Annotated in this window: 24 protein-coding genes and 1 tRNA gene; 3 read left to right on the forward strand and 22 right to left on the reverse strand. The window is 68.9% G+C overall.

From position 1 onward, the window contains the following. Positions 1–19 precede the first annotated feature (19 nt). The 8 genes from rlmB to ACWGIC_RS11385 form a co-directional block, all read right to left on the reverse strand. A complete protein-coding gene (gene rlmB / locus ACWGIC_RS11350; RefSeq protein WP_452075780.1) occupies positions 20–976 on the reverse strand; it encodes a 23S rRNA (guanosine(2251)-2'-O)-methyltransferase RlmB in 957 nt (318 codons plus the stop codon). 30 nt (positions 977–1,006) lie between these two features. Continuing rightward, on the reverse strand, positions 1,007–2,392 hold the full coding sequence (gene cysS / locus ACWGIC_RS11355; protein WP_452075781.1) for a cysteine--tRNA ligase: 1,386 nt from the start codon (positions 2,390–2,392) through the stop codon (positions 1,007–1,009). Between the two features lie 54 nt (positions 2,393–2,446). Beyond that, entirely contained in the window at positions 2,447–3,133 is a 687-nt protein-coding gene (locus ACWGIC_RS11360) for an HAD family hydrolase (protein WP_452075782.1), read from the reverse strand. 70 nt (positions 3,134–3,203) lie between these two features. Further along, complete coding sequence (locus tag ACWGIC_RS11365; RefSeq protein WP_452075783.1) at positions 3,204–4,676, reverse strand: hypothetical protein; 1,473 nt, start codon at positions 4,674–4,676, stop codon at positions 3,204–3,206. Continuing rightward, entirely contained in the window at positions 4,673–6,670 is a 1,998-nt protein-coding gene (locus ACWGIC_RS11370) for a hypothetical protein (protein WP_452075784.1), read from the reverse strand. Before ACWGIC_RS11370 ends, ACWGIC_RS11365 begins: the two co-directional genes overlap by 4 nt. A gap of 201 nt (positions 6,671–6,871) precedes the next feature. Next, the gene (gene ispF / locus ACWGIC_RS11375; RefSeq protein ID WP_452075864.1) at positions 6,872–7,336 is read right to left on the reverse strand and encodes a 2-C-methyl-D-erythritol 2,4-cyclodiphosphate synthase; all 465 of its coding nucleotides are present in this window, start codon (positions 7,334–7,336) and stop codon (positions 6,872–6,874) included. Positions 7,337–7,341: 5 nt separating this feature from the next. Further along, a complete protein-coding gene (locus ACWGIC_RS11380) occupies positions 7,342–7,998 on the reverse strand; it encodes an IspD/TarI family cytidylyltransferase (protein ID WP_452075785.1) in 657 nt (218 codons plus the stop codon). Positions 7,999–8,053: 55 nt separating this feature from the next. Next, positions 8,054–8,545, reverse strand: a complete 492-nt coding sequence (locus ACWGIC_RS11385) for a CarD family transcriptional regulator (protein ID WP_009084200.1) — start codon at positions 8,543–8,545, stop codon at positions 8,054–8,056. Between the two features lie 274 nt (positions 8,546–8,819). Between ACWGIC_RS11385 and ACWGIC_RS11390 the strand changes: the two genes are divergently transcribed. Further along, positions 8,820–9,500: a hypothetical protein gene (locus tag ACWGIC_RS11390; RefSeq protein WP_452075786.1), complete on the forward strand. Its 681-nt coding sequence runs from the start codon at positions 8,820–8,822 to the stop codon at positions 9,498–9,500. 44 nt (positions 9,501–9,544) lie between these two features. Beyond that, entirely contained in the window at positions 9,545–10,906 is a 1,362-nt protein-coding gene (gene radA, locus ACWGIC_RS11395; protein WP_452075787.1) for a DNA repair protein RadA, read from the forward strand. Here the strand turns inward: radA and ACWGIC_RS11400 are convergent, their stop codons facing one another. The 6 genes from ACWGIC_RS11400 to ACWGIC_RS11425 form a co-directional block, all read right to left on the reverse strand. After that, positions 10,907–12,022, reverse strand: coding sequence for a hypothetical protein (locus ACWGIC_RS11400; RefSeq protein WP_452075788.1), 1,116 nt, complete (start codon positions 12,020–12,022; stop codon positions 10,907–10,909). Continuing rightward, positions 12,019–12,624: an RNA polymerase sigma factor gene (locus ACWGIC_RS11405; protein WP_452075789.1), complete on the reverse strand. Its 606-nt coding sequence runs from the start codon at positions 12,622–12,624 to the stop codon at positions 12,019–12,021. The genes ACWGIC_RS11400 and ACWGIC_RS11405 overlap by 4 nt, the downstream gene beginning before the upstream one ends. Before the next feature lie 40 nt (positions 12,625–12,664). Further along, positions 12,665–13,198, reverse strand: coding sequence for a hypothetical protein (locus tag ACWGIC_RS11410; RefSeq protein WP_452075790.1), 534 nt, complete (start codon positions 13,196–13,198; stop codon positions 12,665–12,667). 129 nt (positions 13,199–13,327) lie between these two features. Further along, the gene (otsB, locus tag ACWGIC_RS11415) at positions 13,328–15,862 is read right to left on the reverse strand and encodes a trehalose-phosphatase (protein WP_452075791.1); all 2,535 of its coding nucleotides are present in this window, start codon (positions 15,860–15,862) and stop codon (positions 13,328–13,330) included. A 41-nt stretch (positions 15,863–15,903) separates the two neighbouring features. After that, positions 15,904–17,355, reverse strand: a complete 1,452-nt coding sequence (locus tag ACWGIC_RS11420) for an alpha,alpha-trehalose-phosphate synthase (UDP-forming) (RefSeq protein ID WP_452075792.1) — start codon at positions 17,353–17,355, stop codon at positions 15,904–15,906. A gap of 84 nt (positions 17,356–17,439) precedes the next feature. Beyond that, positions 17,440–18,945 (reverse strand): threonine/serine ThrE exporter family protein, encoded by a 1,506-nt coding sequence (locus ACWGIC_RS11425; protein WP_452075793.1) that lies wholly within the window; start codon positions 18,943–18,945, stop codon positions 17,440–17,442. Positions 18,946–19,154: 209 nt separating this feature from the next. Here ACWGIC_RS11425 and ACWGIC_RS11430 point away from each other — a divergent pair. Further along, positions 19,155–19,227: transfer RNA gene (locus tag ACWGIC_RS11430), tRNA-Thr, on the forward strand. A gap of 9 nt (positions 19,228–19,236) precedes the next feature. Here the strand turns inward: ACWGIC_RS11430 and ACWGIC_RS11435 are convergent. From ACWGIC_RS11435 to ACWGIC_RS11470, 8 genes are all read right to left on the reverse strand, one after another. Further along, entirely contained in the window at positions 19,237–19,425 is a 189-nt protein-coding gene (locus ACWGIC_RS11435) for a hypothetical protein (protein ID WP_452075794.1), read from the reverse strand. A 73-nt stretch (positions 19,426–19,498) separates the two neighbouring features. Further along, positions 19,499–20,116, reverse strand: a complete 618-nt coding sequence (locus ACWGIC_RS11440; RefSeq protein WP_452075795.1) for an MmpS family transport accessory protein — start codon at positions 20,114–20,116, stop codon at positions 19,499–19,501. Positions 20,117–20,189: 73 nt separating this feature from the next. Beyond that, positions 20,190–20,759, reverse strand: a complete 570-nt coding sequence (locus ACWGIC_RS11445) for a helix-turn-helix domain-containing protein (protein ID WP_452075796.1) — start codon at positions 20,757–20,759, stop codon at positions 20,190–20,192. A gap of 85 nt (positions 20,760–20,844) precedes the next feature. Beyond that, positions 20,845–22,170, reverse strand: coding sequence for an MFS transporter (locus ACWGIC_RS11450; RefSeq protein ID WP_452075797.1), 1,326 nt, complete (start codon positions 22,168–22,170; stop codon positions 20,845–20,847). A gap of 177 nt (positions 22,171–22,347) precedes the next feature. Next, entirely contained in the window at positions 22,348–23,304 is a 957-nt protein-coding gene (locus ACWGIC_RS11455) for a PDR/VanB family oxidoreductase (RefSeq protein WP_452075798.1), read from the reverse strand. Positions 23,305–23,325: 21 nt separating this feature from the next. Next, a complete protein-coding gene (locus tag ACWGIC_RS11460) occupies positions 23,326–24,069 on the reverse strand; it encodes an SDR family NAD(P)-dependent oxidoreductase (protein WP_452075799.1) in 744 nt (247 codons plus the stop codon). Further along, the gene (locus ACWGIC_RS11465; RefSeq protein WP_452075800.1) at positions 24,066–24,569 is read right to left on the reverse strand and encodes an aromatic-ring-hydroxylating dioxygenase subunit beta; all 504 of its coding nucleotides are present in this window, start codon (positions 24,567–24,569) and stop codon (positions 24,066–24,068) included. Before ACWGIC_RS11465 ends, ACWGIC_RS11460 begins: the two co-directional genes overlap by 4 nt. Then, positions 24,562–25,833, reverse strand: coding sequence for an aromatic ring-hydroxylating oxygenase subunit alpha (locus ACWGIC_RS11470; RefSeq protein ID WP_452075801.1), 1,272 nt, complete (start codon positions 25,831–25,833; stop codon positions 24,562–24,564). Before ACWGIC_RS11470 ends, ACWGIC_RS11465 begins: the two co-directional genes overlap by 8 nt. Positions 25,834–25,837: the final 4 nt, after the last annotated feature.

Raw genomic sequence — 25,837 nt, forward strand, 5'->3', positions numbered from 1 at the left:
GCCGGTGATTCCAGTGAAATCAGACGCGTCCGGCGATCCGGCGGCGGCGGGCGACCTCGGCCAGCAGCACTCCGGCGGCGACCGAGGCGTTCAGCGACTCCACGCCGGCCGCCATCGGGATCGACACCGTCGCGTCACAGGTCTCGCGGACCAGCCGGGAAAGGCCGCGGCCTTCCGAGCCGAGCACGACGACCAGCGGGTCGGCGGCCAGTTCGAGCGCGTCGATGTCGACCGTGCCGTCGGCGTCGAGGCCGACGATCATCAGGCCCTTCGAAGCCCACGCGCGCAGCTGGCGGGTGAGGTTCGTGGCGACCGCGATCGGCAGCTTCGCCGCGGTGCCGGCACTCGTGCGCCACGCGACCGCGGTCATTCCGGCGCTGCGGCGTTCCGGCAGCAGCACGCCGTGGGCGCCGAACGCCGCCGCGGACCGGATCACCGCGCCGAGGTTGCGCGGGTCGGTGACGCCGTCGAGCGCGACGAACAGCGGGGTGTTGCCCGAGTCGCGCGCGGCCTGCATCAGGTCGTCCGGGTGCGCGTACTCGAACGGCGGCACCTGCAGGCCGAGGCCCTGGTGCATCGCCCGGTTGGTCTTGCGGTCCAGTTCCTCGCGCGGGATCTCCAGGATCGAGATGCCCTTGTCGCCCGCCAGCCGGACGGCCTCGTTGACCCGGTCGTCGATGTCGATGTTGAGCGCGACGTACAGCGCCGTGCCGGGCACGTCCGCGCGCAGCGCCTCGACGACCGGGTTGCGGCCGGCGATCAGCTCCGGGCGGTCGGCCTTCTTCTGCCGGGCCTGGTCACGCTTGGTGGCGGCGTTGGCAGCGCGGTACGCCTTGTGCCCGGGCCGGTCCTCGGCCTTCGGCGTCGGGCCCTTGCCCTCGAGCGCCTTGCGCCGCTGCCCGCCCGAACCGACGACGGCACCCTTCTTGGTGCCGGTCTTGCGGATGGCACCTTTGCGCTGTGAGTTGCCTGCCATGAATCCTCAATCTCTGCTGCCGCGAGGAGGTCAGGAGTTCCTGACCGTCCACTGCGGACCGTTCGGGGTGTCTTCCACCGCGATCCCCGCCGCCACGAGACGGTCGCGGGCGGCGTCCGCGCGGGCGAAGTCCTTCGCCGCACGGGCCTCCTGGCGTTCGGCCAGCAGGGCTTCCACGAGCGTGCCCAGCGCATCGCGGACGGGAGTGTCCGAGCCGCCGTCCGCCCAGTCCGGCGACAGCGGGTCGAGACCGAGCACGCCGGTCATCCCGCGGACCGTGCCGGCCAATTCGAGCGCCTTCGTGGTGTCGCCGCCGTCGAGGGCGGCGTTACCGTCACGGACCGTGTTGTGCACCACGGCGAACGCGGCCGGGGTCGCCAGGTCGTCGTCCATCGCCGCGGCGAATTCCGGGGAGACCGGGCCGGCGTCCACCGAACCGGCCGACTCCGCCCGGCTCAGGAACGCCTCGATCCGCCGGTATCCCTGAGCGGCTTCGGAAACCGCGCCGTCGGAGTATTCGACCGTGGACCGGTAGTGCGGCTGCACCAGGTAGTAGCGCAGCTCCGGCGCGCGGTAGCGCTCCAGCATCGCCGGGATCGAGACCGTGTTGCCCAGCGACTTCGACATCTTCTCGCCGGACATGGTCACCCACGCGTTGTGCAGCCAGTAGCGGGCGAACCCGTCGCCGGCCGCGTTCGACTGCGCGCGCTCGTTCTCGTGGTGCGGGAACACCAGGTCGACGCCGCCGCCGTGGATGTCGAACTCGGCGCCGAGGTAGTTGGTCGCCATCGCCGAGCACTCCAGATGCCAGCCCGGCCGGCCGTCGCCCCACGGCGTCGGCCACGACGGCTCGCCCGGCTTCGCGCTCTTCCACAGCGTGAAATCGCGCGAATCACGCTTGCCGCGGGTGGGAGTCTCGCCCTGCTGGACCTCGTCGAGCTGCTGGCCCGACAGCGAGCCGTACTCCGGGAACGACTTCACCGAGAAGTACACGTCGCCGTCGACGGCGTACGCGTGCCCGGCTTCGATCAGCCGCTCCATCAGCTCGACCATCTGCGTGACGTGCCCGGTCGCGCGCGGCGTGACCGACGGCGGGAGGCAGCCGAGATCCTCGTAGGCCTTTTCGAACGCCCGCTCGTGCGTCGCCGCCCATTCCCACCACGGCCGTCCGGCGTCGGCGGCCTTGGTGAGGATCTTGTCGTCGATGTCGGTGACGTTGCGGACCAGCAGCACGTCAAGTCCACTGTGGAGGAGCCAGCGGCGGAGCACGTCGTAATTCAGCATGCCGCGGACGTGCCCGATATGCGGTACTCCCTGCACGGTGGCGCCACACACGTAGATCGACGCCGTTCCGCTGCGGACGGGAGAGAACTCCCGAGGGGCACGGGTCGCGGTGTCGTACAGGTGCAAAGCCACGACGTAAAGGGTACCGGGGCCCGTCGAGGCCATTGTGGGAGACGTCGCAGGACGTCAGAGCACGCCGTGCTCCCGCAGCACGCCCAGCAGCGCGTCCGGCCGCTCCGCGGTGGGCAGCGGGTCGACCAGCGCGAACCGGCAGCCCAGCGCCCGGGCGCCGCCGTCGGCCTCTTCGCTGTCGCCGACCATCAGCGTCTCCTCGGCGCGCACCCCGAGCTGCTCGATCGCCGTCTGGAAGATCTCCGGCTCCGGCTTCACCGCTCCGACCTCGAAGGACAGCGTGAATTCGGAGACGTGCGAATCCCAGCCGCGCTGGCCGAACGCGGGGCGGATGTCGAACGCGATGTTGCTCAGCACGCCCGCCTTGCGCCCGCTGCTCGCGACCGCCTTGAGCGCGGCCTCGGTGTCCGGGTACGGCGTCCACTGGTCCGGGGCGATGAGCTGGGAGTACAGCGCCTCGGCCTGGTCGCGCCGGGGCACGCCGGACAGCCGCAGCACCTCCAGGTACACCTTCCGGTGCAGCTCCGGGTCGCGGTCGCGGTTGTGCCAGGCGTGCAGGTGCTCGTCGTCCAGTTCGACGGACTGCTCGACCGGCGCGGTCATCCGCCGCATCAGCTCGGTCTGCGCTTCGACGTCGAGCGTCTCGCCGTCGTCGTCACGGACGTCGTTGAGCCAGCCGTCCTGCTGCTCAAGGCGGAAAAGAGTGCCGGAGAAGTCGAACAACACCGCGTTGATGGCCACGTGCCAACCTTATCCAGCTTTCGGGGTTCGGTGCCGCCCGTTTGTGGTGCCCGGCTCACCCCGGCCGGGTTCAGCCCGCCGGGACGTACAGCTCCACGAACTCCGGCGTCGCGTCGAGGCGGACCTTCAGGATCGGCACCGCTTTGTTCACCGGGTCGCCGCGGTCGTCGAAGGAGATCATGCCGCTCGCTCCGGGGACCGCGGACTGGCCGTGCAGCCGGTTCTTGGCCTGCAGCACGTCCTGTGCGGTGACCTGCTCCGGAGCCACCCTCGGGATGCCCCGGATGGCCCAGACCACGGTCAGCACCGCGTCGTGCGCCAGGATCGCGATGCCGTCGTCCATCCGTTCCCGGGGGAAGACCGCCGTGAAACAGCCGTTGCAGGACGGTTCCTCGAAGCTCGCGACGGCCGCCTTGTTGAACGACTCCGGATGGTCGCGCCAGGCCTGCGGGTGCGCGAGGCCGGGCGCGAGCACACTGACGTTCGCCTGGAGACCGCGGCGCATCTCCGGGCCGGGCGGGCCGACCTGGGCGAGATCGCCGGTCAGCACGGCCAGGTGCTTGTCGAGGCAGGGCCGCTGGGCGAGCTGGGCGACGAACGACTTCAGGTGGTCCTCGCGGCCGGCGAAGTACACGACGTCCGGGTTGTCGCCGCAGATGTTCGGCATCATCTGCAGAAACGTGTTCTCGATCCCGGGCAGGCTGGAGTTGTAGAACTCGGTGCGCCCGACGATCCGGTGCGTGGCGTCGGCGAAGGTCGAGGTGAACGCCGTGGCCAGCGTCTTCGGGTACAGGTCGCCGGGATTCTGGTCCTGCACGACGGTCGCGGTGCGCGCGGTCGGCCGCACGTAGCCCGCCATCGAACTGCCGTACGTGGAGCTGGTCGGGGACACCCGCAGGAACCCGGGGATCTGCGAGAACTCGTCGGCGGCCAGATGCGAGGCGACGACCGGGATGCTGTGGTCGGACAGTTTCTGGATGGCGCTGCGCGCGGTGCCGAGGCTCAGTCCGATCCCGGTCACGCCCACGATCCGGTCGGTTCCGGAGCGGCCGATGAGGTCGTCGACCACCGGCTCCCACTGTTTGAGCTGGCTGCCCGGGTTCGCGAGCAGCAGCCGGATCAGCGGCACGCTGCCCCACGACTGCGTTTTGTTCGCCCGGTGCTGCGCGACGTACGCCCCTTCGAGCTGATGGCGCACCCATTCGGGGGAAAGGATGTCGTGATCGGTGAGCGTCATCGGCAGGAGCACCGCGATCGTCACGTACGGCTTTCCGGAAGCGACGGTTTCGGTATTTTCCTGATGAATTCTGTTTTCCACATCCGTGAGGTCGGGTGAGAACACGAATTCGCCGTCAGTAGTGCCGACGCATTCGGAATTCTCACCGCGCTCCTGAACGCCGGCGGCGCAGGTGTGGTTCGCCCGCACGACCGCGGGCACGACGAAGAACGCCACCGCGAGGACGACCGCGGCCAGCACCACCGCGCCGCCGCCCCACATCCACTTCGCCCAGGTCGGCCGCGGCGGCCTGATCCGTTGCGTCATCGGTAGCGCTCCGCTCGTTCGTGCAGCAGCATCGATCCTCGTCCCCGGCCTTGCGCCAGATGATGGAAGCCGCTCTCGATGGTGGAGTTGAGGGTGCCGCCCGGGTCACCGAGCGGATCGCGCGCGAGCCACAGCGAAACGACCAGCCACGCCACGGTGGTCTCCAGTTCGCCTTCCCAATCCCCGACCCGCTGCTGCACCTGCGTGTACGGATCCGCGTTCTCCACCAGTCGGTTGGGCGCGGCGGTGATCGTGTCCAGTTCGGCGAGCCAGGCTTCCGCGGTGGGCACGTCGAACTCGGCGTGCGGCGCGATGAGCGGCTTGCACAGATGCGTCACCACCGCGTCGACGTTCTCGAGCGCCAGGTCGTGGTAGCGAGCGGCGGCGACGCGGCCGTTCTTCTCGTAGAAATCGCGGCAGCGGGTGTGCACTTTCTCCCAGCTCAGCGGGTGATCGTCGGCGCGCGTAGCCAGCTTTCGCAACAGCAGCCGGCGCAGCCACGGGTGCAGCACATAGCGCGACGGATCGTCCGGATCCGCCCGCAGCCACAGCTGATCGGCGAGCTGCTTGAACAGCGGCCCCTCGCCCATCGGATTGCGCAGATCGAGAATTTCCTTGTGGAACAACATTTCCACGTCCACCGCGGCGCTCGCGGTGACGAGTTCCTGGCGGCTCGCGGTCGAAAAGTCCTGCAGCAGGTAGTCGCACATCTCGTCGAGCAAGGTGGACTCGCTGCCGTCGGCCGTGATCACCTTGGTGTACAAGGCTTCCCGCAAGGTGTTCGGATTGGACGGCTCGTACCTGCCCGCGACAGTCTTGAGCACTTCCCGCACCGCGCCGGGGTGCCCGTCGGTGAGCCGGGACAGGAACCGCGGCAGCCGCGACGTCGGATGCACGTCGTGCGCGGCGGCGACATCGACGACGTCGCCGCTGGAAAGCGTGCCGAGTTCCAGCAGGTACCACGGGGCCCAGCGGTTGTCCGGCTGACCGGGGATCCAATCGGTTTCCACGTGCGCGGGCAGCCGCGGCACCGGCCATTCGAGACCGCTGGTCCGGTGCTCTGGGTTCCGGCGGACCTCCCGGTCGCTTCCGGGATGCGCGGTGATCATCGACCAGCTTTCGCCCCAGTCCGGATTCCACGTCCGGCTCGTGGCGATCACCACCAGCGGATCGGGCTCGTCCGGGGTGTGCCTGCGCGATTCGGCGAGCGCGCGCAGGAAGTCCTGTCCGCCCTTCGTATGCGCGTTGTCCAGCAATACCAGGCAATTCATCGTCCGGCGGGTGCCGGAGATGCCGGAGTACGCGCGGCGCAGGTCGGCGAGGAACGCGTCGCAGATGATCGCGTCCACCGCGGCCCGGTCCTCCTCGTCGCCGTGCGCGTGCTTGGCGATCTCGATCAGGAAGTCCTGGTGATTGCCGTGCCCGGTCGGCATGGCTTTGACCTTGCCCATCAGCCGCCGCCGGTCGTACCAGCTGAGCCCGCGCAGCAGCAGTTCGGTGGCCTCGTTCCAGCCGGGAAGGTTGTTGCCGGACGTGACCCCGCCGACGAGCTTGACGACGTCCACGATCGTGTCGCGGTTGCGTTCCAGCGGCTGGTTTTTCGCGATCAGATCCCGGAGCTTGCGCAGCGCGTCCCGGCGGTCGCCGAGTTCGACCGGCGCGCTGAGCACCAGCATGCACAGCCACAGCCGGGGAAACGCGATACGGCCGAATTGCCGCCATTGCCTGCCGAGATCAAAAGCCAAGTGCCCCAGCAGTTCCCGAGGTTGAATGTGCTCCCAGTCCCGCCGCTCGAAATCGACGAGCGCGTGCGGGATGTCCGCGCATCTGGTGCGCAATTCCTCCAGCAGCGCCGACTTCCCCGAGCCGCGCACGCCAAGCGCCACCGCGATCGGCAGCGGTCTGCTCTGCCCTCCCGGGCGGGTCAGCAGTTCTTCGACCAGCCTTCCGGTGATCGACCTTACTCCGGACAATCGATGCGCATCGACGGGCATCGTCCCCCTTTGGCCGGGCGGCACCGCTCCCTGCCGCCGCAAACGTCGCGGAATAACTATAATGAGCCGAGGGGGCCCGTGCAGAAGTTAACGAAGATCTGTACCCGGCCGGTGAAGATCGTTTTACTCAGGCCGTCTGGTTCGTGCTGGTCAGGTATCGGAGAAATGGAATATCACGATTTCCCGACGAGTGTATTTCGCTCAGGCGCGCACCAGGAGCGCGGTCGCGACCGCCGCGATGCCCTCGCCGCGGCCGGTGAGCCCGAGCCCGTCCGACGTCGTCCCCGAAACGCTCACCGGCCCGCCGACCGCGTCGCTCAGCACCTGCTGCGCCTCGTCGCGCCGCTTCCCGATCCGGGGGTGGTTGCCGATGACCTGGACGGTCGCGTTGGCCACCTGCCAGCCTTCGGCCCGCAGCAACGCGCGCACCTCGACGAGCATGTCGGTGCCGCGCGCGCCGTCCATGCGCGGATCGCCGGTGCCGAACACCGCGCCGAGGTCGCCGAGGCCGGCAGCGGACAGCAGGGCGTCGCACAGCGCGTGCGCCGCGACATCGCCGTCCGAGTGGCCCGCGCAGCCGTCGACTCCTGGCCACCGCAATCCGGCCATCCAGCATTCGCGGCCCGGCTCGATCGGATGGACGTCGACACCGTTGCCTACCCGCAGATCGGTCACAGGGGATCCTCTCGGTCCCCGCCGGCGACGAGCGCCTCGGCGAGGGTGAGTTCGAAGGCGCTCGCGACGCGCATCGCGTCCGGATCGCCGGGGACGGTGGCGGCGCCCGCGGTGTCGGCGATACCGGGGTCAGCGGAATCGGCGAGCGCGGAGCGGAAAGCGGACAGGGAAAAACCAACCGGGGTTTGCGCGCTGCGAAGACCGTCGCGATCCACGGTGGCAGTGACAATTCCGGTCTCGTCGGTGGTTTTCACCGTGTCGGACATCGGCAGCACCGGCACCGCGACGGGCGCGCCGTCCCGGACCGCGGCCAGCACCTGCCGGACCGTCCGTTGTGGAGTGAACGCCCGCAGCGCGTCGTGCACGAGCACGACGGCGTCCGGGGAAAGAAGCGGCTCGACGGCGGAGAACACCTGCCGGAGCGACGCGCCGGGAACGACCCGGCATTCGAGGCCGCGCAACGCCTCGGAAAACGACTTCGCACACCGCTCGGGGGCTGCGGCGACCACCAGATCGATCTCCGGTGTGCCGAGCAGCCCCCGCACGGTGTGCGTGAGTAGTGCTGCACCACCGACCGCCGTGAGCGCGAGCTCGGGATCGGCCGGACGGTGCGCGACAGTCACGAACGCGACACTGAGCACCTGTGGGTTCATCAGGTCGTGATCGTAGGGAACCGGTTGCCGTCGCGGCGAACCGGAGGACCCGGGGTCAGACCGTCGCGGTCTCCAGAACCTCGTCGAGGAGCGTTTCCGCCTTGCCCTCGTCGGTGCCCTCCGCGAGCGCGAGCTCGCTGACCAGGATTTGCCGTGCTTTCGCCAGCATGCGTTTCTCGCCGGCTGAAAGTCCGCGGTCCTTTTCTCGCCGCCAGAGGTCGCGCACCACTTCGGCCACCTTGTTCACATCGCCCGAGGCGAGTTTCTCCAGGTTGGCCTTGTACCGACGAGACCAGTTCGTGGGCTCTTCGGTGTGCGGAGCACGCAGAACATCGAAGACCTTGTCCAGTCCTTCTTGCCCGACGACATCGCGCACGCCGACGATCTCGGCGTTGTCAGCGGGCACGCGAACCGTAAGATCCCCTTGCGCGACTTTGAGGACGAGGTACTTCTTTTCCTCGCCCTTGATCACGCGGGTCTCGATGGCTTCGATGAGTGCGGCACCGTGGTGCGGGTAGACGACGGTCTCTCCGACCTTGAAAACCATGTGTCCTCTGCCCCTTTCGCTGACTCCATCCTATCACGGCTGTTCGGCGGCCACCTAGCGACCCGGGATCGTCGTCGCAGGTCAGCGGCCTGAGCGGGGCTTGACAAACCGGTTTTCGCCGTGCTCATGCAGGTGAGCCGACAAGGTCTTGACCAGTGCCGTGAGATCCTTTGTGGACAGTCGATCGGCCGGGAACGCACACCGGTTCCGCGCGCGGAGAACCGCCCGGCTAGTCTTCGGGAAGGACGAGGCCGTGAAAGGGAAGGACTCTGACGTGAGGCTGCAGAATCGCCGCGTGCTCGGCGCAGGCGTGTCGGCGCTCGGCGCCGCACTCGTGCTCGCCGGTTGCGGAGCCGGTCAGATCACCCAGACCGACAGCCAGCAGCCCGCCGTCAACGGCACCTACGCCCAGGTGAAGACGATCGTGCTGCGCAACGTCGCGGTGCAGTACCCGGCGCAGGGCCCCGGCTACGCCGCCGGTTCGCCCGCCCCGCTCACGCTCACGATCGTCAACCAGGGCCAGAAGGACGACAAGCTCGTCTCGGTGACGTCGGACGCGACCTCCGGCCCCGCGCAGATCTCCGGGGACTCGGCGATCGTCGCCGGGCACTCGCTCGTGATCGGCCCGGCCGACGCGGTCGAGCAGGGCGCTCCGGCGCAGTCCGAATCGGCGAACAGCACGCCCGCCTCCGAGGCCAACTCGACCCCCAGCACCGCGCCCAGCTCGGCTCCGAACAGCTCGGCGAACTCGGCCCCCAATTCGGCGTCGAACGCGCCGCAGGCGGGCGAGAACGGCGGCGCGGCGAGCCAGCTCGGCTCCGGCAAGGTCGTGCTGCAGGGCCTCAAACAGCCGCTGTGGCCGGGCGCGACGATCAAGGTCACCTTCACCTTCCAGAACGCCGGCCCGATCGTGGTCGAGCTGCCGGTCGCCGCGCCGGCGCACCCGCGCTCCTGATCGCCGCCGCGATTTCTGTCGGTGCCCGCCGATAGCCTCGCGGAGTGGTGAAGAAGACCAGCACCGTCCACCGGTGCGCGGAATGCGGGTACGAAACGGCGAAGTGGGTCGGCCGCTGCCCGGAATGCCAGGCGTGGGGCACGCTCGAGGAGCGCGGCTCCGCGAAACCGGCGATCGCGCGGGTGGCCGCCGGAGCGCCGAGCGCACCCGCGCGGCCGATCGCCGAGGTGGACGTCGAGGCGGCCCGGGCGAAGCCCACCGGTGTACCGGAACTCGACCGGGTGCTCGGCGGCGGGCTCGTGCCCGGCGCGGTCGCGCTGCTGGCAGGCGAACCCGGGGTCGGCAAATCCACGCTGCTGCTCGAGGTCGCCTATCAATGGGCGGTCACGGCAGGCCGTTCGCTGTACGTCACGGGCGAGGAATCCGCAGGACAGGTCCGGCTGCGCGCCGAGCGCACCGGCAATGTGCACGGTGAGATGTTCCTCGCCGCGGAGAGCGACCTGTCCGCGATCCTCGGGCACGTCGACGCGGTGAAGCCGGGCGTGCTGATCGTTGATTCGGTCCAGACCATGGCGTCGCCGCAGGTCGAGGGCTCGCCGGGCGGCGTGACGCAGGTCCGCGCGGTCACCGCCGGGCTCGTCGCGCTCGCCAAGGAACGCGGGCTGCCGGTCTTGCTCGTGGGACATGTCACGAAGGACGGTTCGGTCGCCGGTCCGCGCGTGCTGGAGCACCTGGTGGACGTGGTGCTGCAATTCGAGGGCGACAAACATTCCACGCTGCGGATGGTGCGCGGCATCAAGAACCGGTTCGGCGCGGCGGACGAGATCGGCTGTTTCGAGCTGACCGAGGGAGGCATCGTCGGCGTGCCGGACCCGTCCGGGCTGTTCCTGAGCCGGACGGCGGAGCCGGTGCCGGGCACCGCGGTCACGGTCGCGGTCGAAGGGAAACGGCCGCTGCTGGGCGAGGTACAGGCGCTCGTGTCGAGCAGCGGCATGCCGCAGCCGCGGCGCGCGGTGAGCGGCCTCGATTCGGCACGGGTCGCCATGGTGCTCGCCGTGATGGAGAAACGCGGCCGGATGAAGCTGGGCGACAAGGACGTCTACGTCGCCACCGTCGGCGGCATGAAGATCACCGAGCCCGCCATCGACCTGGCACTGGTGCTCGCGCTGACCTCCTCACTGCACGACGTGGCGTTGTCGCCGCGATTGGTGGCGGTGGGCGAGGTCGGGCTGGCGGGCGAGATCCGGCGGGTGCCGAACGTGGGGCGCCGGCTGTCCGAGGCGGCCCGGCTCGGCTTCACGCACGCGTTGGTGCCGCCGGATTCCGGCAAGCTCCCGGACGGCATCCGGGTGCTGGAGGTGCCCGACGTGGCGAGCGCGCTCAACGCGGCGAATCACGCGAAATGATCAGCCGCCCGTCCGGTCAGTGGTCTCGGACGAGAACTGGACGGAGCCGACCAAGCTGCCGGGCGAGAGCCCGACCGCGGGGGTCTTGGCGATCAACTGGATATCGGTCAGCTGAACCCGCGACCGGCTGACCGAGACGAGCACTTCGTACAGGCCGGTGGACGCCGAGTACTGAGAGAACTCCGGGCTGATCTGTACCAGGTTGAAGCCGAGCGCCGGATTTTCCATCACTTTCAGGAAGGCGCTCCGCAGATCTCTCGAGGCGTACCCGGAAACGAGCACGTTCAGGATCATCTCGGTCGCTGCCGGATAGTTGATGGTGCTGGGGAACTGCTTGGCGCCGCTGTAGGTCATCGGCAGCGGCAGCGGCCCCTCGCCCTTGAGCGGCGATTGCGGAGGGGGCGGCGACTGCGGAGGGTTGAGGTCCGTGAGGAGGAGGGCGGTGAGCTTGCCGGGTGTGGTCGGCAGGCTCGCGACGAATTCCGGGGTCGGGCGGTTCCAGCCCGGCGGGATAGTGTCGGACCAGCGGTCCGGGTGGGGGAAGTCCTTGCTGAAGTGCCCGCCGGGTGCGGATTCCTCGAACTGCGCCGGTCCGGGCAGCTTCTCGCCGTCTTGTGCCTTTCCGCCCATCAGCTCCGGCGGCGAGGACCGGGTCCAGCGGCCTTTCCAGATCCCGGCCGGGTCGGCCGGGATCCACAGGTCCAGCTGTTCCCGGATGGTGAACGCACTCCTGCCCTCCACCCACGCGGTCCGGCTGTACTTGGTCACGACGTGGTTGAACGGCGCACCCGCTTCGCGGCCGTCCGTAGCGGAGCCCGGGCCCGCGGGCGCCAGCGTCGTCGGCGCGCTGGCGAGTTCCCGGACTACGACCACTCCGCCAGTCAGCACCGCGACCGCCGCGGCCACAGCGATCCATCGCCAGGCACCGGAGCGCTTTTTCCGTTGCGGGACAACAGGTTCGTCAGATTCGCTGACGGCCGCGGCGGCCCGCATCAGGCTCGCCCGGGCCCGGTCGAGTTCGGTGCGGTCGGTGGTCGTCTCGTGCGGGTGCAGCGCGGCGAGGGCTTCGTCGAGTTCGGCGTCGGACCACAAATGCCGCACGGTGTCGTCGTTCACTGTTCCTTCGCCTCCTCGCGGGTCGACGCGGTCGGGTTGGTGCGCAGCCATCTGCGGATCCGGTGCAGCCTTGAGCGCACGGTGCCCGGTGGGATGCCGAGCGCCTCGGCGACTTCGACCGGTTCCAATCCGGCCCACGAGACCAGCAGCAGGGTGTCGCGATCGGCGACGCTCAGCTTCGCGAGCGCTCCGGCCAGCTGCGCCGCGCGGGCCTGTGCGTCGACCTGCTCGGCGACCCGGGTGTCGTGTCCGCCTTGGCCGCGGTCGCTGGAATTCGCGAGCCGCGCGGTGGCTCGCAGTGCCCGGGTTTCGCTGCGGACGTGATGGCGCAGCAGGTTCGTGGCGATCCCGTACAGCCACGAGCGCGCGGTGCCCAGCTCCGGCCGGTACGAATCCCGCCTGCGCAGCGCGACGAGGAACGTCTCGGCGACGAGATCGTGCGCGGTATCCGGGCCGACGCGGCGGGCCAGGTAACGGTGCATGGTCGCCGCGTGCGCGTCGAACAGCCGCCCGAAAGCCGGGGCGGGGTCGGGGCCGCCCAGGTCGGGGCGGTCCTGCGGGCCGGTCGACACCGGCTCGGGACCGTCATGGATCACCTGCATACCCACTCTTGCCCGCACGGCAGGCGAGCGTTCGCGGGCGTCACCAGATGGGATGGTCGCTGAATTTCTCCAGCGTGCTCACCGACGGCCGGACGAACCAGAGCCCGGCGCTGTAGCCGATCAGGCCGATGGCGAAATTCGCGAACGTCGCGAGCAGTTCGGTGAAGCCGAGCCGGGCGTGATTGCCCCAGAGATCCACCAGCGCGGACACCCCGAGCGCGATCAGGCAGCTGACCGACAGTGCGGTGAAACAGGCGGTGAGCGCCGCGCGCGTGCTGCGAGCCCGGGCGACCACCAGGTAGTCGCCTTGCAGGCAGCGGCGCGCGAACAGCACCACCACCGCGGTGGCGAGCACGGACAGGACCGGCAGCAGCAAAGCGGCGAGACCGAGCGGGGTGCGGGGCAGGCTGTGCCCGTGCAGCGGACGGTTCACGAACACGGTGAAGCCGAAAACGAGCAGTGTGCCGACGGCCAGGGAGACCCCGGTGACCACGGAAGCGAAGCGCACCCGGGCGGCGAACAGCCGCGGCAAGGGGGCGTACTCCGCAGCCTGCTGCCCGTAGTACTGCTTCACCGCATCACCTCCGCGCCGGCAACCCGAACGAACGTGCAAATGCTCGTGAAGGCCACCTTAACGGAATGTGATTCCGGCAAGGTGGCCTTCACGGCACTTGTCACCGAGGCGTGCTAACGCGCTGCCCGATCAAGCCTTCTCGGCCAGCAGGTTCGCGCACCGGATCAAGCCGATGTGCGAGTACGCCTGCGGGTGGTTGCCGAGCGAGCGCTCCGCGACCGGGTCGAACTGCTCCGGCAGCAGCCCGGTCGGGCCCGCCGCGTCGACGATCTGCGCGAACAGTTCCTCGGCCTCGTTGCGCCGCCCGGTGCACAGGTACGCCTCGATCAGCCAGGCCGCGCAGATGTGGAAGCCGCCCTCGCCGCCGGGCAGGCCGTCGTCGCGGCGGTAGCGGTACACCGTGGAACCGCTGCGCAGTTCGGCCTCGATCGCCGTCACGGTCTTCTGGAATCGGTCGTCCGCCGGATCGATGAGCCCGGTCAGGCCCACGAACAGCGACGCCGCGTCGAGGTCGGTGCCGTCGTAGGCGGTGGTGAACGCCTGCACCTCTTCGTTCCAGCCGTGTTCGAGCACGTCGGCCTTGATCTCGTCGCGCAGCTGGGGCCAAGCTCCCGGGACGTCGCGGCCGTACTCGTCGCCGAGCCGCACCGCGCGGTCGATGGTCACCCAGCACATCACCCGCGAGTACACCCGGTGCCGCGGCACGTGCCGCTCTTCCCAGATGCCGTGGTCCGGTTCGTTCCAGCGCCGCGTGACGGCCTCGGCCATCGCGCGCACCATCTGCCAGTCCTCGTCGCGCAGTTCCCCGCGCACCTTGGCCAGCGTCGCGACCAGCTCCACGACCGGGCCGAACACGTCGAGCTGCACCTGGTGGTTGGCCAGGTTGCCGACGCGCACCGGCCGCGAACCGGCGTATCCGGGCAGCGATTCGATGACCGCCTCCGCGCCGATGACACTGCCGGACAGCGTGTACAGCGGGTGCAGCCGCTCCGGGCCGGCCAGCGTGGCGAGCACGCCGTGCAGCCACTTCAGGTAGCCCTCGGCCTCCTCGTGCGAACCGAGGTGGACCAGTTCGCGCACGGTCATCGCGGCGTCGCGGATCCAGCAGTAGCGGTAGTCCCAGTTGCGGACCCCGCCGATCTCCTCCGGCAGCGACGACGTCGCGGCGGCCAGCACACCGCCGGTGTCGGTGTTGACCAGCCCGCGCAGGGTCAGCGCGGAGCGGCGCACCAGTTCCGTCTGCACGGTCGGCAGCTTGAGCTTCGCCGCCCAGTCGCTCCAGTACCGGCCCGCCCGGTCCCGACGGTCCACTTCGGACAGTTCGTGCGCGGTGAAATCCGTGGTGCCGCAACGAAGTTCGAGCACGACCGGCTCTTCCGGCGTCGGCTGGACGAGCGCGGTCGCGGTGTCCTGCAGCCCGTCGGAGCTGATCGACCATTCGACGCCCGGCGAGCGCAGCACGAACGGCTCCGACGTGCCCAGCACGCGCAGGCCCTCGGCCTCGGCGACCAGCCGCACCGGCACGCCGCCGAATTCCGGCCGCGGCGCGAACACGACCTGCGCCACCGCCTCGCCGGAGATCACGCGCACGAGGTCGGTGCGGTGCGCGGGGCTCTCCGGTTCGAGATAGTCCGTGACGAGCAGCCGCGACCAGCGCGTTTCGACCGTCATCGTGTTCGGCAGGTACCGCTGGCCGAGCGGGAGCCCGTTGCGGTGCGGTTTGATCGAGAAGTGCCCGGCACCGGGACCGCCGAGCAGGTCGGCGAAGACCGCGGGCGCGTCCGGGCCGGGGTGGCACAGCCAGGTCAGCTTCGCGTCCGGCGTCACCAGCGCGACCGAGCGCTCGTTGGCCAGCAGCGACAGCCGCTCGATCGGCGGCGCGGACTCGCCGTAGAGCCAGTTGCGCCGCTCCTCCAGGAGGAACGCGAGCACCATCGCGACGTCGACGGTGTCGGGCACGTGGTACTCGGCGAGCGATTCGCCGTCGCCGACCTTGATGCCGAGGTCCGGCCCGGCCAGCCGGGCGAACGCCTTCTCGTCGGTGACGTCGTCGCCGAGGAACACCGCAGCGGTGGCCCCGACCTGGTGGCGCAGGGTGTCCAGCGCGTTGCCCTTGTCGGTCTTCACGACCGCCAGCTCGACGACTTCCTTGCCGTCGGTGGTCGTGACGCCGTCCCACTTCGACGGGCCGTTGTGCACGTCCGAGAGGACGCGGCGGCCGGCGTTGTGCTCGGCGCGGCGCACGTGCACCGCGATGCTCGCCGGTTTGACCTCGAGCGACACCCCGGGCACGTCGAGCACCAGCTGTTCCAGCTCGTGCTCGAGCCGGCGGTGCAGTGCTTTCGCGTCGTCGTCGAGCGCGTGGATGAAGCCGATGTCGAACTCGGACCCGTGGCTGCCGACCAGGTTCACCTCGGCGGGCAGCCGCGACAGCGTCGCGAGGTCGCGCAGGGCCCGGCCGGAAATCACGGCGGTGGTGGTCTCGTGCAGTCCGGCGAGAGATCTGAGCGCACCGACGGACTCGGGCAGCGGCCGCGCCTCGTCGGGGTTCGCCGTGATGGGGGCCAATGTGCCGTCGTAGTCGCAGGCGACCAGCAGGCGCGGGGTACGGGCGATCTGCACGATCGCGCGCCGTAGCTCCGCGGGCAACGCCTCGGCGGTCAACACTCCTCCTCAGGAGGTCCAGCGCGGTACGGGGGAGGGGGTCAGTCGGCCGGTTCGGCACCCAGCGCCTGGAGGAACGAACGCGCCCACCGGTCGACGTCGTGGGTGAGGACCTGGCGACGCATGGCGCGCATCCTGCGTCGGCCCTCGGCGGGGTCGAGCGTAATGGCAGCCTCCAACGCGTTCTTCACCCCGTCCAGATCGTGCGGGTTGACGAGGAACGCGCTGGTCAGTTCGGCCGCCGCGCCGGCGAACTCGCTCAGCACCAGCGCGCCGCCGAGATCAGGGCGGCACGCGACGTACTCCTTGCAGACGAGATTCATCCCGTCGCGCAGCGGAGTCACCACCATGACGTCGGCCGCGGAGAAGAAGGCGGCCAGCTCGGTGCGGTTCACGGATTGGTGCAAATAGTGCACGACCGGGTGGCCGACGCGGGCGAACTCGCCGTTGATCCGGCCGACCATCTGCTCGATCTCGCCGCGCATCCGCTGGTAGTGCTCGACGCGTTCGCGGCTCGGGGTGGCCAGTTGCACGAACGTGACGTCGCCGGGTTCGAGACGGCCCTCGTGCAGCAGTTCGTGCAGCGCCTGCAGCCGCAGGTCGATGCCCTTGGTGTAGTCGAGCCGGTCGACGCCGAGCAGCACGGCCTTGGGGTTGCCGAGGTCACGGCGGATCTGCTTGGCGCGCTCGCCGACGCCCTTGCTGCGGGCGAGGGAGTCGAGACCGGCCGCGTCGATGGAGATCGGGAACGCGCCGACGCGCACGGTGCGGTCGCCGACCTGCACCATGCCCGGCCGGGACCGGACGCCGACCGCGCCGCGGGTCGGTTCGAGGCCGACCAGCTGCCGGGCCAGCCACAGGAAGTTCTGCGCGCCGCCGGGCCGGTGGAAGCCGATCAGGTCCGCGCCGATCAGGCCGCGCACGATCTCCGCGCGCCACGGGAGCTGCATGAACAGCTCGACCGGCGGGAACGGGATGTGCAGGAAGAACCCGATGCGCAGGTCGGGCCGCAGTTCGCGGAGCATCCGGGGCACCAGCTGCAGCTGGTAGTCCTGGATCCACACGGTCGCCCCCGGCGCGGCGACGGTGGCGCTGGCCTCGGCGAAGCGGCGGTTGACCTTCACGTAGCTGTCCCACCACGACCGGTCGAAGACCGGCCGGGCGACGACGTCGTGGTAGAGCGGCCAGAGCGTGGCGTTGGAGAAGCCCTCGTAGTAGTCGCGGACCTCGGCCGAGGTGAGCGACACCGGGTGCAGGACGAGCCCGTCGTCGTCGAACTCGTCCACCTCGACGTCCGGCACGCCCGGCCAGCCGACCCACGCGCCCTTGCGGGACCTCAGGAACGGTTCGAGCGCCGAGACCAGTCCGCCGGGACTGGCTGTCCAGCGCTGCTGGCCGTCCGAGGTCCGCTCAAGGTCGACGGGCAGCCGGTTGGCCACCACGACGAAATCCGCGGACGGTGCGCTGTTCCGGTCGGCGATCGCGTCAGTCACTCCAGCTGCTCCCTCGTCATCGGCGGGTCGCGGCCCCATGGGAAACCCTAGCGCGCGAGGAGTGACCAGCCGGTGACCAACTGGCTACTCCAAACGCCGTTCGGTCGGCTCCATCGGCCCGGCGAGGCGGGGCCCGGAGAGCTTGCGCTCGAGCCTGCCGAGCCCGGTGCGGACCGGCTGGGCGAGGTATTCGCCCAGTACAACGCCCGCCGCGAGGGCGAGCCCGACGGCGACCGCGGTCATCAGGGTGGAGATGTTGCCGCCTGGCGACACCGCTAATTGGTATAGACCACGATAGGTGGAGAGGCCGGGGAGCAGCGGAGTGATCCCGGACACGGCTACCACGAGCGGAGTAACTTTCAGCCGCCGGGCCATTACGCCGCCGCAGAATCCGACGAGCGTCGCCGCGATCGCCGAAGCGCTCACCGCGTCGAGCTTCGCGAGGATCAACGCGCCGTACACGAGCGCGCCGATGGCCCCCGCCGCCGCGGCGACGAGCATCGCGCGCAGCTTCGAGTACGAGGCGAGCGCGAAGCAGGCGGCCGCGCCGGCCCCGCCGACGACGATGATCGGCAGGTGCTGCGCGGTCGAGACAGGGACGTCGGGCAAGGGGGTGCGCGGCAGTTCGAGCATCACCGCGAGCCGCAGCGCGAGCACGACCCCCGCGATCAGCCCGGCACTCATCAACGCGGTTTCCATCGTGCGGCCGGACGCGGTGACGTAGTACCCGGTGATCCCGTCCTGCACCGCCGAAACCGTGGACAGCCCGGACAACAGCACGGTGACCGCCGCGGCGACCACTAGCGTCGGCCGGTCGGTAGTGAGGATGTTGCTGCTGACTATCACCATCGCCGACAGCGTCGCGAACAGCCCGCCGACCACCTGCTGGAAGAAGAACGGCAGGTTGACCTTGTTGAGCAGCCTGCCGATCCGGTCGACCGCGGCGGAGATGACCATCGCGACGAGCGCGATGTCGAGGCCCCCGCCGAGCAGCAGCGTGATGAACCCGGCCAGCCCGCCCCAGGCGGCGGTCGCGGTCCAGCGCGCGTACGGGTGCGGCGCGGAGGTGATCCGGTCCAGTTCGGTGACGGCTTCCTCCGCCCCGGTGTTGCCGCGGACGATCTGGCGCACGAGCGCCTCGGTCTCGGTCAGCCGGGTGTAGTCGAGACTGCGCGAACGGACCACTCGCAACGCGGTGACCGGCGCGAGGTCGGTCCCACGGTGACAGGTGACGGTGATCGACGTGAAGATGACGTCGACCTCGCAGTGCGGCAACCCGAGCGCGGAGGTGAGCGCGAGAATCGTCGCGGTGACGTCGGACGCGCCGGCCCCGCTGGCCATCTGCACTTCGCCGATCCGCAGAGTGAGATCCAGAACGAAGTTGACGGTCGCGTCGTCCGGCGGCTTCGGACCGAGCGCCTCCTCGGACTCGACCGCGGGCTGTTCTGCCGTCGGAGCCTCGAGAATGTGCCAGGCGCGACGGCGCAGCAGATTCGGGCGGTGGCGCTGGTTCGACCGCGGGTGCGGAGGCTCGAGAATCGGCCACCGTCTGCGCGCTGCCCCCTGGCCGGCACGCTCGTTGATCTTCATGATCGATCCCCACCTCCTCGTTCGTTCCCGGGGACCATCGGCCGCACCGCCCCAGCTGTTGCAGTGGTGTCCGACACACCTCCCGAAGATCGTGCCGCATGGGCTCGGATCGCGCCGCTTTTCGGGGTTGACCTGGGGGTTGGGGCGGGTTGTCCGGGTGCGGCGGGAGCGGCCCGATATACTTTTGTCGCGCCCGTGTTCGGGTGCGTGCCGGTATAGCTCAGTTGGTAGAGCATCGGTCTTGTAAACCGAAGGTCAGGGGTTCGACCCCCCTTGCCGGCTCAGTTTCGATCATGGTTCTGTCCGCGCCTGGATGACCGCGCCGGCTGGTACTCGAAACGTGTTTCGGGCGGCTTGATCGGCGACCTCGTGTTCGAGCACGACGATCGCCGCTGTTCCGTCGTCTGCTGTCTCCGCCACGCGGCAGCCCGGGAACTGGTCGTCCACCACCCGCGTGGCCGTTCCGTTGAGGTAAGCCATAACGCGAGCATGCCGCATCCGGAACGACAAATGGGCCCGGCGATCACGCCAGGCCCACCCGTCAGTCGATCGTTCAGAAGCCGTTGCAGGAAGCCGTCGCGAAGTTGCCCGACGCCTTCGACGTCTTGGTTTCCTTGCCGTCGACGACGACCTTGCAGGTCACGTCTCCGCCCTCGGCACCGGTGGTCACCGAGAGCGTGCCGCCCTTGAACAGGCCCTTCGTGGTCATGTCCTTGGACCACGGCAGGGACTTCGGCTGTTCCTGGTTGGTCGACGTGCTGCCGTCGCCGATCGTGGTGTAGCTGATCGAGGCGTCCTTCGCGGTGCCGGTGACCTCGTAGTGGATCGTCACGGAGCGGTTTGCCTCGTCGTTGATCTCGTTGGCTGCCTTGGCGAACGCCGTGAGCCAGACGATGCACACCACCAGGCCGAGCACCGAAAGCACGAGGCCGGCGATCGAGAGGCCCTTGTTCGTGGCCTTCCCGGAACGCGAGCGGGCGAAGCCGAGCGCGGAGAAGATGATCCCGAGGATCACCAGCGGCCACGCGATCACTCCGATGACCGGGATGAACGCGAAAATCAGGCCGACCAGTCCGAGCACGAACCCGGCGGTGCCCAGTCCGTTCTTCGGCGGGGCGGGCGGGGCGGGATACGGCGCGGGCGGCGGCGGGGGATAGTCAGGTGCGGACATGCGAGCCTTTCATGATCGAATGTGCACAAACAGGTCGCATCAACCGCCGTAAGTGTTACGTCTTGTCCGGAAATCAGTCCGGTCGCGGCTCCACGTGCACACGCTCGCCCTGCAGTCCGAACAGGATCAGGAGTTCGACCGCGCCTCCGTCGGCCGAGCCGAGCCAGTGCGGTTCCGTCGTGTCGAATTCCGCTGCCTCGCCGGGCGGGACGATCAGGTCCTTCGCGCCCACGATCAGGCGGAGGCGGCCGTTGAGGACGTACAGCCATTCGTAACCGCTGTGCGTTTTCAGCGCGGGTTCGGCGGAACGGCCGGGGATCAGCATTTTGTACGCGTGCACCCCGCCCGGTCGCCGGGTGAGTGGCACGTAGGTCATTCCGTGCTGGTGGATCGGGCGCAGGTGGACGCGCGGGTCGCCGGCGCGGGGAGCGCCGACCAGGTCGTCGATCGGGACGTCGTAGGCGCGCGACAGCGGCAGGAGCAGTTCCAGGTTCGCTCGGCGCTGGCCATTCTCCAGCCGGGAAAGGGTGCTTTCCGAGATGCCGGTCTCCGTCGAGAGGTCGGCCAGGGTGATGCCGCGCCGGGTGCGGAGGGCTCGCAGCCTCGGGCCGACCGCGTCCAGGACTTCGTCGAGATCAGACATGGTGCCCAGTCTTGCCGAAGCGGGCAGATGTCTCGTGAGTGGCTACGCCGGTTCTAACCGGCATAGCCACTCACGAGGCCGGGGGTCAGCTGACCAGTTCGGGAGCCGGTTTCGCTGCTCGGCGGGCGGGGGCGGTTTCCGGGAGGAGCAGCAGGCAGACCAGGCTCACCACGAGCAGCGCGGTCAGGTAGTAGCCGACCGCGATGGCGTCGCCGGTCGCGGCGACGATCCGGTTGGCGATCATCGGCGACAGGCCGCCGCCCAGCACCGCGCCGACGTGGTAGCCCACGCCGAGGCCGGATTGGCGCTGTTCTCGCGGGAACAGTTCGGCGAACCAGGTGTACATCGGTCCAAAAAGGATTCCGGTGGCGGTGAAACCCAGCAGCAGCGCGAGGAACACCGAGCTGATGGTGCCCGCCGACGCGATCGGGAACATCACGAGCGCGGCGATGATCGACAGGATCGAGCCGGTCAGCATCACCGGTTTGCGGCCGATCCGGTCGGACAGCCAGGCGGCGCCGACGTTCGCGGCGGCGTGGCACAGCAGGGTGATCGTCGAAATGGTGACGATCGGGGCGCGCGGGAGGCCGAGGCCCTCCGGGGCGGCGGCGGTCGCGTAGGACAGCATGAACGTGACCAGTGCGAAAGTGCAGGCGGTGAGGCCGAGGTTGGCACCGGCGATCAGCAGCAGCCGTCGCCAATTCGAGCGGAGGACGTCGGCGAGCGGCTTTTTCGCCCGCGTTTTCGCGGCGGCCATTTTCTCGAATTCCGGGCTTTCCGAAACGCCGCGGCGCACCCAGATTCCGATCGCCAGCACGACACCGCCGGCAAGGAACGGAAGACGCCAGCCCCAGCTCATGATGTCGTCGTTGGGCAGCAGGAGGACCAACGCGAACGCCAGGTTCGCCAGCACGACACCGATCGGCGAGCCGAGTGCGACGAAGGAACCGTAGAGGCCGCGCCGGTTTTCCGGCGCGTGCTCGACAGCGAATACCGCCGCGCCGGCGCTTTCCCCGCCGCGGGCGGCACCGTGTAACAGGCGCAGTCCGACCAGCAGCAGCGGGGCGGCGATGCCGATCACCGCGTACGGCGGGAGAACGCCCATGCCCAGCGTCGCGAAACCCATCAGCAGGAACGCGGCGTACAGCGCGGTGCGACGGCCTCGACGGTCGCCGATCCAGCCGAACAGCGCCGCGCCGAGCGGGGCCATCACGAAACCGATGGCGAAGGTGGCGAGGCTCATGAAGGTGCCGAACCAGGCGTTGCCGGTTTTGAAGAACACCGATCCGAATACGAGCGCCGCCGCGGTGCCGTAGATCGAGAAATCGTACATTTCCAGGGAGGTGCCGACGCCGGCGGCGAATCCGAGCCGCAGCACGCCGGGAGAGTGCGCTTCGTCGCGCTTGGCCATAGCAGGCCTTTCGTCGTCTCGCGCGGAATGCGCGGGGTGTCCGGTGGTGGGGAAACGGTGGACACAGCTTAGGGAAAACGTGACGAAGGAGGCAAAGTCCGATTTGCGGCGGATTGATAAATAAAATCTATCAATTAATAGACGCGACGGCCGGAATCGCGAGATCCCGGCCGCGCGTCAGTACAGTTCGATCACCAGTTTTTCGGAGCGGGCGCGCGACACGCACAGCGCCATCTGGTCGCCCGCGGCCTTGTCGCTGGCCGAAAGACACTGGTCCCGGTGTTCCGGAGTGCCTTCCAGCACCCCGGAAACGCACGAACCGCAGATGCCTTCCTCGCAGGATTTGAACACCTCGATCCCGTTGTCGGTCAGCACCGAAAGGATCGACCGGTCGGCCGGGATCTCGAACACCTCGCCGGTGTCGAGTTCGACGGTGAACGGCTGATCGCCGCTCGTGTCGACCTCGGCCGCGGTGAAATGTTCGACGTGCACCTGCGCTTCGCCGACCACCGGCGCGAACGTGCTGGTGACCTGCTCCATGAACCCGTCTGGACCGCAGGTGTAGACGTGCCCGGAGGAACTGAGCCCCGTCGCCACTTCCGCCAGTACGGCGGGCTGTTCGTCGCGAGGGACGCCGAAATACAGCAGCACTCGATCGCGGAACTCGGCCTTTTCTTCAAGCAGGGAAACAAAAGCCGCTGAATCCCGGCTGCGCGCGAAGTAGTGCAGTTCGAATTCCGCGCCGTCCGCGTGCAGCTGATAAGCCAGGCTCAGCAACGGAGTTACGCCGATGCCACCCGCGATGAGCACGTGCCGGTCGGCGTCCGGAGCCAGCGAAAGCAAGTTCCGGGACTCGCCGATCTCCAGCTTGTCGTTCTCCGCGACGGTGTGCAGCGCCTCGGAACCGCCGCGCGAATCCGGTTCCCGTTTGACCGCGATGAGCAGCGACGAAGTGTCGTCCGGCCGCCCGCACAGCGAATACTGGCGCAGGATCCCGGTCGGACCGGTGACGTCGATGTGCGCACCGGCGGGGTGCGGGTCGAACGGCAGACCGTCGGCGCGCACGAGGCGAAGCGCCCGGATCCCGGGCGCTTCCTCGACGACCTCGGCCACGCGGACCACGGTGTTCGGCATCGGCTCTCCGTTTCAAGCGGTTCAGCGCAGGTAAAGGCCGCCGTTGGCGTCCCAGCAGGCCCCGGTGACCGAAGCCGCGCCGGGCGAGGCGAGCAGCGACACCATCCGCGCGATGAACGACGGGTCGCCGAGCTGTCCGACGGGGATGTTCTTCGTGAAGGCCTCGAGGTTGTCCTCGCCGACGATCGAACGCACCATCGGGCTGTCCAGCGGGCCAGGGGACACGGAGTTCACGGTGACCCCGCGCGAGGCGAGTTCGCGCGCGAACACCTTCGTCGCGGACATGATCGCGCCCTTGGACGACGCGTAGTGCCCGCCGGTCGCGGTGCCGCCGTTCTGGCCGGCCAGCGACGCCATGTTCACGATCCGCCCGTAGCCCTGCTCGGCGAAGTACGAGCCGAAGATCTGGCAGGCGGTGAACGTGCCGGTGAAGTTGACCGCGAGCACCTCGTCGAGGTCTTCCGGCGTGATCTCCATGAGCGACCGCGCCTGCGTGCGGGCCGCGTTGTTGACCAGCACCTGCACGCTGCCGAAATCGCGGACGACGTCGTCCTTCAACTGCGCGAGCGCCGCCCGATCCCGCACATCGACCGCGTAGCCGCGGCAGCTGCGAAGTTCCGTGGCAAGCTTTTCGGCCGCTTCGCCGTTGACGTCCGCGATCGCGACGCGGTAACCCTCGGCGTGCAACTGCCGCACGATCGCTTCCCCGAGGCCGCTCGCGCCGCCCGTGACGACGGCGATGTGCGGTTCCGCTGGCGCGCTCACAGCAGGAATCCCGCGGCGGGAACGGCTTCGTCGCTATTGACCAGCCGGACGACCTTCAACGCGATCCGGTCGCCTTCGGGGCCTTCCGGCGAGAAGCGGATGCGGTGCACCAGATCCGCCGCCCACAGGTCGTGGTTGCCGCGCTTGTAGGCGACCAGGATCTGTGCCGAGCGCAGGACAACTTCTTCATCGGACACGGATTCGGGCACGAATCGAGACACCGTGCGCACTGTGCGAGCGGAATCGACGGCAGCGAGCGCGTAGCCCTCGGTCATCCGGGCGATACGCATCTGCCGCATCCGCGCGTCGTCGTAGACCATGTTCAGCGAGCCGGCGAAATCGTCGGTTTCCCGGTCGATCGGGATGACGTAAATGCCGTCCTCGGTGAACAGCTTTTCCCACTGGTGGTATTCGGTGCGGTCCAGCAGTTCCGCCTCGCGGTTGACGAGGTCGACGGCGCGCGCGACCCGGGTGTCAGTGGTGGGGATGGTTTCAGTCATCGCCCATCATCTCCTTCCACTGGGCGTACGCGGCGCGCATGCCGGTTTCGTCGGTGACGTGCGAGGTCGGCCAGCCTTCGGGGCTCGCCTTTTCCCGCGCCAGCCCGCGGTTGACCAGGATCGGCAGGTCGGGGCCGCCGTGCGCACCGCGCTGCACTCGGTCCCAGCCCTCGGCGTCGTCCGGGGTGCCGAAGCCGAACGGGCCCTGGAAGTGTTCGTGGATACGCATTCGCTCGCGGTTGACCACGTCCAGTTCCGGCGGGCCGTCGGGGCCGATCGCGACGTGCTCGATCAAGGTCTCGTTGACCGAAATCGGCCGCAGCACGCGGAAAAACGCCGCGGACATCGAAACGTTCGGGAACAGGTTGAGGTTGAACCCGGTGCCGTGCATGGCCCGGACGACCTTGCGCACCTGCGCCTCGTCCAGCGTCTTCGACAGTTCGGCCACCACGTGGTCGAACCGGGCCTGCAGCGGTTCGGTGCCGTCGTCGACATCCAAGTCGGAGTGTTCCGGCACCATCTGCATGACGCTGTGGCCGTTGCCGAGCGAGTGCGTGATCGCCGACGGATCGGTCATGAACGACATCATGTCGGCCGTTTCCGCGTCCACCGAAGCCATCCACGACCGGTGCACGATCGGGAAGTGGTAGCCGTCGGTGGTGTTCTCCAGCTGGATCTTCCAGTTTCCGCGGAATGTGAACTGGTGTTTGCCCAGCACCTTGATCGGGTAGCCGCCGCCCTGCTTCATGAAGCGGTCGATCCACAGTTTCGCGTCGCCGAGGAAGTCCTCAAGGGACTCGCCGTCCTCGGCGAAGGTCGCGAAAACCATGCCGCCGTACGATTCGGTGCGCAGTTTCTTCAGTGACAGTTCGCCCTTTTCCAGCACGCCTTCGTAGCCGTCCGGGTAAGGGATGCCGCGCAGCTTGCCGTCGAGGCCGTAGCTCCAGGCGTGGTACGGGCAGGTGAAGCCGTTGGCCTTGCCGCTCGGCTTCTCGCACAAGCTCGCGCCGCGGTGCCGGCAGCGGTTGAGCATCGTGTGCAGCGTGCCCTTGCGGTCCCGCGTCACGATCACCGGCTGGCGGCCGACGTAGGTGGACTTGAAGTTCCCCGGCTGGGCCAATTCGCTAACGTGTGCGACCCACACCCACGAACGCTCGAAAATCTGCGTCATTTCGCGTTCGAAGATTTCCGGGTCGGTGTAAAGCCGGGCAGCTACGCGGTCGCTTTCGGCGAGATCAGCGGGAACAACGGTGTTCTCAGTCATGAGG

This window comes from Amycolatopsis sp. NPDC054798, from assembly GCF_053611505.1.